Raw genomic sequence first — 7,165 nt, forward strand, 5'->3', positions numbered from 1 at the left:
CTAACACATGCAAGTCGAGGGAGAGGTTACCTTCGGGTAACCAAAACCGGCGCACGGGTGCGTAACGCGTATACAATCTGCCTTTCACATAGGGATAGCCCGAAGAAATTTGGATTAATACCTAATGGTATATAGGAGCGGCATCGTTTTTATATTAAAGCTACGGTGGTGAAAGATGAGTATGCGTTCTATTAGCTAGTTGGAGAGGTAACGGCTCCCCAAGGCGACGATAGATAGGGGTTCTGAGAGGGATGTCCCCACACTGGTACTGAGATACGGACCAGACTCCTACGGGAGCAGCAGTGAGGAATATTGGACAATGGTCGGAAGACTGATCCAGCCATGCCGCGTGCAGGATGAAGGTCCTATGGATTGTAAACTGCTTTTGTAAGGGAAGAATAAGGAGTACGTGTACTTTGATGACGGTACCTTACGAATAAGCATCGGCTAACTCCGTGCCAGCAGCCGCGGTAATACGGAGGATGCGAGCGTTATCCGGAATCATTGGGTTTAAAGGGTCCGTAGGCGGGCTGATAAGTCAGAGGTGAAAGCGCTTAGCTCAACTAAGCAACTGCCTTTGAAACTGTCAGTCTTGAATGATTGTGAAGTAGTTGGAATGTGTAGTGTAGCGGTGAAATGCTTAGATATTACACAGAACACCGATAGCGAGGCATATTACTAACAATTTATTGACGCTGATGGACGAAAGCGTGGGGAGCGAACAGGATTAGATACCCTGGTAGTCCATGCTGTAAACGATGGATACTAGCTGTTTGGAGCAATCTGAGTGGCTAAGCGAAAGTGATAAGTATCCCACCTGGGGAGTACGCACGCAAGTGTGAAACTCAAAGGAATTGACGGGGGCCCGCACAAGCGGTGGAGCATGTGGTTTAATTCGATGATACGCGAGGAACCTTACCAAGGTTTAAATGGGAACTGACAGAGGTAGAGATACCTCCTTCTTCGGACAGTTTTCAAGGTGCTGCATGGTTGTCGTCAGCTCGTGCCGTGAGGTGTCAGGTTAAGTCCTATAACGAGCGCAACCCCTGCCATTAGTTGCTAACGAGTCAAGTCGAGCCCTCTAGTGGGACTGCCGGTGCAAACCGTGAGGAAGGTGGGGATGACGTCAAATCATCACGGCCCTTACATCTTGGGCTACACACGTGCTACAATGGCCGTTACAGAGAGCAGCCACTGCGCGAGCAGGAGCGAATCTATAAAGACGGTCACAGTTCGGATCGGAGTCTGCAACTCGACTCCGTGAAGCTGGAATCGCTAGTAATCGGATATCAGCCATGATCCGGTGAATACGTTCCCGGGCCTTGTACACACCGCCCGTCAAGCCATGGAAGCTGGGGGTACCTGAAGACGGTCACCGCGAGGAGCTGTTTAGGGTAAAACTAGTGACTGGGGCTAAGTCGTAACAAGGTAGCCGTACCGGAAGGTGCGGCTGGAACACCTCCTTTCTAGAGATGACCGATAATTGAACATCGGACTAACTCATTCTTTAAATCTTGCTGACAACAAAAAATAAGCAGTCTCATAGCTCAGCTGGTTAGAGCGCTACACTGATAATGTAGAGGTCGGCAGTTCGAGTCTGCCTGGGACTACAATAAGCTAAAGAAGGAAATTCTAGAAGCTGAAGAGAGACGAATAGCATAAATCGTAATTCGTAATTCGTAACTCGTCATTAAGCACGGGGAATTAGCTCAGCTGGCTAGAGCACCTGCCTTGCACGCAGGGGGTCAAGGGTTCGAATCCCTTATTCTCCACAACAACAGTACATTGACATATTGGGATAAAGAGCATAAGAGATCAATAATAGATTATTGATAATCTAACGAAAAATATTAAAAAGAATCAAAGAGAACGAGGTATTTATTTAATTGATAATTGTTAATTGTTAATTGAATAAAACTACAAGCGCGAAAAGTTATGTAAGGGCGTATGGGGGATGCCTAGGCTCTCAGAGGCGAAGAGGACGTGATAAGCTGCGAAAAGTTGCGTGGATTGGCACATACGAGTTGATACGCAAATATCCGAATGGGGCAACCCAGTACATTGAAGATGTACTACATCGTAAAGATGGGCAAACCCGCTGAACTGAAACATCTAAGTAGGCGGAGGAGAAGAAAACAAAAGTGATTCCCAAAGTAGTGGCGAGCGAAATGGGAACAGCCCAAACCCATATTGTTACGGCAATATGGGGGTTGTAGGACCCAGATATAGGTTGTAAAGCTGGATTAGAAGTGTTTGGAAAGACACACCATAGAGAGTGATAGTCTCGTATAGGCACAGTTTATAAATCTTATGGGTATCCTGAGTAGGTCGGGGCACGTGGAACCTTGACTGAATCCACCGGGACCATCCGGTAAGGCTAAATACTCCTGAGAGACCGATAGTGAACTAGTACCGTGAGGGAAAGGTGAAAAGAACCGTGAATAACGGAGTGAAATAGACCCTGAAACCATACGCCTACAAGCGGTCGGAGCAGCTTAGGCTGTGACGGGCGTGCCTTTTGCATAATGAGGCCTACGAGTTACTGTTACCAGCGAGGATAAGTATTTCAGATACGAATCCGCAGCGAAAGCGAGTCTGAATAGGGCGACAATAGTTGGTAGTAGTAGACGCGAAACCTGGTGATCTACCCTTGGGCAGGTTGAAGCGCTGGTAACACAGCGTGGAGGACCGAACTGGTTGTCGTTGAAAAGACTTCGGATGACCTGAGGGTAGGGGTGAAAGGCCAATCAAACTGGGAAATAGCTCGTACTCCCCGAAATGCATTTAGGTGCAGCGTTGATGTGAGTTTAATAGAGGTAGAGCTACTGATTGGATGCGGGGGTTTCATCGCCTACCAATTCCTGACAAACTCCGAATGCTATTAAATGCTCATCAGCAGTGAGGGTATGGGTGCTAAGGTCCATATCCGAGAGGGAAAGAACCCGGACCATCAGCTAAGGTCCCCAAATATATGCTAAGTTGACCAAACGCGGTCTGACTGCACTGACAGCTAGGATGTTGGCTTGGAAGCAGCCATACATTTAAAGAGTGCGTAACAGCTCACTAGTCGAGCGGTTGGGCATGGATAATAAACGGGCATAAGCATATTACCGAAGCTATGGGGTTATTACATAAGTAATATACCGGTAGGGGAGCATTCTATTGGCGTTGAAGCTAAAGGCGTGAGCCATAGTGGAGCCTAATAGAAAAGAAAATGTAGGCATAAGTAACGATAAGGCAGGCGAGAAACCTGCCCGCCGAAAGATCAAGGTTTCCTCAGCTATGCTAATCAGCTGAGGGTTAGTCGGGGACTAACGCGAACCCGAGTAGGGGTAGTGGATGTACAACAGGTTAATATTCCTGTACCATTAATCTACTAAAAGTGACGGAATGAGATAGCTACCGCGTACTGACGGAATAGTACGTTTAAGGAGTTGTTATGACTTCAAAAGTACACTGAGGCTTCGGCTGATGTGAGAGTGGCGACAACGTTTCCAAGAAAAGCGAAGATTAATGCCCGTACCGTAAACCGACACAGGTGATTGGGATGAGAATTCTAAGGCGCTCGAGAGATTCATGGCTAAGGAACTAGGCAAAATAGACCTGTAACTTCGGGAGAAAGGTCGCCTATCTAGCGATAGGCCGCAGTGAAAAGGTCCAAGCGACTGTTTATCAAAAACACAGGACTCTGCAAAATCGAAAGATGAGGTATAGGGTCTGACACCTGCCCGGTGCTGGAAGGTTAAGAGGAGAGCTTAGCGTAAGCGAAGGTTTGAATTGAAGCCCCAGTAAACGGCGGCCGTAACTATAACGGTCCTAAGGTAGCGAAATTCCTTGTCGGGTAAGTTCCGACCTGCACGAATGGTGTAACGATTTGGACACTGTCTCGGCCATGAGCTCGGTGAAATTGTAGTATCGGTGAAGATGCCGATTACCCGCAGTGGGACGAAAAGACCCTGTGCACCTTTACTATATCTTCGTATTGGTCTTGGATAAGTGATGCGTAGGATAGGTGGGAGACTAAGAAGCGGCTATTCCGGTAGTTGTGGAGTCATTGTTGAAATACCACCCTTTGCTTATCTGAGGTCTAACCCTGCTAGGAGCAGGGGACAATTCGTGGAGGGTAGTTTGACTGGGGTGGTCGCCTCCAAAAGAGTAACGGAGGCTTCTAAAGGTTCCCTCAGCACGCTTGGTAACCGTGCGTAGAGTGCAATGGCATAAGGGAGCTTGACTGAGAGACCCACAAGTCGATCAGGTACGAAAGTAGAGCATAGTGATCCGGTGGTTCCGTATGGAAGGGCCATCGCTCAAAGGATAAAAGGTACGCCGGGGATAACAGGCTGATCTCCCCCAAGAGCTCACATCGACGGGGGGGTTTGGCACCTCGATGTCGGCTCGTCACATCCTGGGGCTGGAGAAGGTCCCAAGGGTTGGGCTGTTCGCCCATTAAAGTGGCACGCGAGCTGGGTTCAGAACGTCGTGAGACAGTTCGGTCTCTATCTACTGTGGGCGTTAGAAATTTGCGTGGATCTGACTCTAGTACGAGAGGACCGAGTTGGACGCACCTCTGGTGTATCTGTTGTCTTGCCAAGGGCATAGCAGAGTAGCTAAGTGCGGATGGGATAAGTGCTGAAAGCATATAAGTACGAAACCCGCCACAAGATGAGATTTCTTTTAAGGGTCGTGGGAGATGACCACGTTGATAGGTTACAGGTGTAACGGTGGTAACATCATAGCCGAGTAATACTAATCACCCGTAGACTTTTCGCGCGTAGAGATTCTTTTTTACAAAAATCTTAGTCACAACAATTGTTAATTATTAATTATCAATTGTTAATTGAAAAATATGTTTTTTATCCCTATATGTTAAAAAAATAAGGTTACAGGTTGTAGGTTATAGGCATCAGGGATTCCCCTGAAACCTAATCCCTAACCCCTAACACCTAAAAAGTTTAAGGTGGTTATAGTCAAAGGTCTCACCTCTTACCATTCCGAACAGAGCAGTTAAACCTTTTAGCGCAGATGGTACTACGGTCACGTGGGAGAGTATGTCGCCGCCTTCTTATAAAGAGCAATTCTGATAAAGAGTTGCTCTTTTTTTATTGTGAATTATGATGAATTGAACAAATAGAAAAGATAATAAGTAAAAACTCCCCAAGGCATTATGCCTTGGGGAGTTTTTTTGCTTTGTAGGAAGTTTTATTATTTCCTTTCTAAGATAAAGAAGTGATAAGTGGTTTTGAAAGGTTTTTCTATGGTGATTTCAAAAAAATAAGCTTGAGAATCAGCAGTGTTCTTAAACTTATCTTCAAGATTTTCTTTCCAGATGTTATCTTCCTTGGATAACTTTGGAAATATAGTGTCAACATCCCATCTTTCTTCAAACTTCTTTCTTAAATCTTTGTCGCTGTCACAAACAATGAGTATAAATCCATTACTATTTCTATTTTCAAAGTGTTTTTGAATAGATTCTTGGTACTCTGAAAAACCTCCTTTATCTTTAGGGAAATGATATTTTAACTCTATTTTAAAAGGATTTTTAGGGAAATTTTCGTCAACTAAAGATAAATCAACGCGGGTGTAGGAGGTTCGTTCTTCTCTTGTAGTTTTCTCTTTTTCTAAGCGAGGGTGTTCCGCTATGGCTCTGACTCCTTTTTGACTATGATACTTGTTGAAAAGAGCTAACAATAGATCTCTGATGTGGAGTTCTTGTTTTAGGTTAAAAAAATTGTCGTTGAGTTTAGCTAATTTTCTTTTAAATCTTTTTGATTTGATAATGCTTATCAAACTATCAAACATTTCTTCTTTTGTTCTGATACTATCACTCATTTTCTAATAGTTTTAAGATTAATTTTTACTTTAAAAACTTCTTAGCCTCATTCGCAATAGCAGTAATAAGTTCATTGCTAACTCCATTGCTTAATTGCCGAGTATGAATAAGAATACGTTTGTTGTCCTTACTAAAATGTAAGTTATACCAATTTTTATTACCTACTTCTGTTGTTTTTCCCTCCCATTTTACATTAAATGTTAGTTCTAAGTCTATTTGGTAATGTTTTGGATAATCATTGGCTGCAACAATTACAATAGGGAATTCTTTGAAAAAAGGCATTGCAAAGAGAGGTTTACGCTCTTCTATAGACTGTTTTCTAAGGGCTTCTATTTCCTCACTCTTGTAACTTTCCTTAGTAGGGTAGTCGCTGAACTCGGTGATGAAAAACTCTTTTTGAAAATTGATTTTCTCAAGTTTTTCTCCTTGTAAAAATAGCTGTTCGTAAAGTTTTTCGTAGTTTAGATAGGTGCTACTTGTGCCACCATTGTAAGGTTTTTCTTCTTTCCTTATATCCCTTTTGTTAAACTGATTGCCATAAGCATATAAGGGATTTTCGTGAGAGATGGGGCGTTGACCATCGTAGTTAGGTACTTCATTGGTAGAGAGTATGTGTTCCCATTGAGATACATTACTTTGGAAGAGCTCTTCTTTCTTCTTTTCTAAATTTTCGGTAGTCTCTTCTTGGGGAATGTGTGCAGCTTCTTTGCCGATTACTAAAACTTTACCATTAGGGTTGCCATACCCTACAAATAGATTGTTGGCTTTGCAGTAGGCTACTGCCTCTTTGAATGCTTGTGTGTACATATAATTTAAGTTTTTTATTGCCTTTGATTTTTTTTTAACGTTTGCAAATGTACTAATTTTCTACTATAGTACATTCTTTCTTACGATATATTCAGGAGTGCCATTTCTATAGAAAACAGTTCCCATTTCTCCATTAGTAAGATAAGTACGCACAAATCTCTCCATCTCATCACTATTTTTATCGTATAGGGCATAAGAAAATAACTTGTCGATGAACAAATTGTACCTATGTCTATCATAACCTTCTCTTATTACAGAGAGGATCTTCTTCGTGGACAATGTCTTTACAGACAATGACCTCTTTAAAATCTTCGTTAATTTGAGTACGCTCTACTTTACATCAAAGTACTTGTAGAAAACAGTGTATAGCAGCTCAAACCCTTGGTAAGGTTTGATTTCAAAGTATTGTTTTTCAATTATATTCCCTTGTTCGTCAAAGAATAAAAATTCCTTGTTTCCATTCTCGTAGTACAAATTTCTTGTTTGGCAAGATGTCCATTTTTGTACGAATTGATGAAAACTTTTCGC

Annotated in this window: 3 protein-coding genes, 2 tRNA genes, 3 rRNA genes and 1 pseudogene; 5 read left to right on the top strand and 4 right to left on the bottom strand. The window is 43.2% G+C overall.

Features of this window, described 5'->3' with window-relative positions; translation table 11 throughout:
- The 5 genes from DR017_RS03865 to rrf form a co-directional block, all read left to right on the top strand.
- Positions 1-1,466: ribosomal RNA gene (locus DR017_RS03865) — 16S ribosomal RNA — on the top strand; the annotation flags it as partial.
- A gap of 70 nt (positions 1,467-1,536) precedes the next feature.
- Positions 1,537-1,610 (top strand) — tRNA-Ile (locus tag DR017_RS03870).
- An 88-nt stretch (positions 1,611-1,698) separates the two neighbouring features.
- Positions 1,699-1,772, top strand: a tRNA-Ala gene (locus DR017_RS03875).
- A gap of 154 nt (positions 1,773-1,926) precedes the next feature.
- Positions 1,927-4,770: ribosomal RNA gene (locus DR017_RS03880) — 23S ribosomal RNA — on the top strand.
- Between the two features lie 183 nt (positions 4,771-4,953).
- Positions 4,954-5,063 (top strand): 5S ribosomal RNA (gene rrf, locus DR017_RS03885).
- Between the two features lie 139 nt (positions 5,064-5,202).
- Here the strand turns inward: rrf and DR017_RS03890 are convergent.
- The 4 genes and pseudogenes from DR017_RS03890 to DR017_RS14160 form a co-directional block, all read right to left on the bottom strand.
- Entirely contained in the window at positions 5,203-5,829 is a 627-nt protein-coding gene (locus tag DR017_RS03890; RefSeq protein ID WP_050772820.1) for a hypothetical protein, read from the bottom strand.
- A gap of 25 nt (positions 5,830-5,854) precedes the next feature.
- Positions 5,855-6,637, bottom strand: coding sequence for a hypothetical protein (locus DR017_RS03895; RefSeq protein ID WP_002682141.1), 783 nt, complete (start codon positions 6,635-6,637; stop codon positions 5,855-5,857).
- 63 nt (positions 6,638-6,700) lie between these two features.
- A complete protein-coding gene (locus DR017_RS14155) occupies positions 6,701-6,916 on the bottom strand; it encodes a hypothetical protein (RefSeq protein ID WP_174888848.1) in 216 nt (71 codons plus the stop codon).
- Between the two features lie 51 nt (positions 6,917-6,967).
- A pseudogene (locus tag DR017_RS14160) lies at positions 6,968-7,165 on the bottom strand (hypothetical protein); the annotation flags it as partial.

The organism is Capnocytophaga sputigena (assembly GCF_900446695.1).
Classification (GTDB): Bacteria; Bacteroidota; Bacteroidia; order Flavobacteriales; family Flavobacteriaceae; genus Capnocytophaga; species Capnocytophaga sputigena.

What these genes read in the sequence shown, in the direction of transcription:
- DR017_RS03895 (WP_002682141.1), bottom strand. Translation starts at nt 6,637, where the DNA reads ATGTACACACAAGCATTCAAAGAGGCAGTAGCCTACTGCAAAGCCAAC.
- DR017_RS03890 (WP_050772820.1), bottom strand. Translation starts at nt 5,829, where the DNA reads ATGAGTGATAGTATCAGAACAAAAGAAGAAATGTTTGATAGTTTGATA.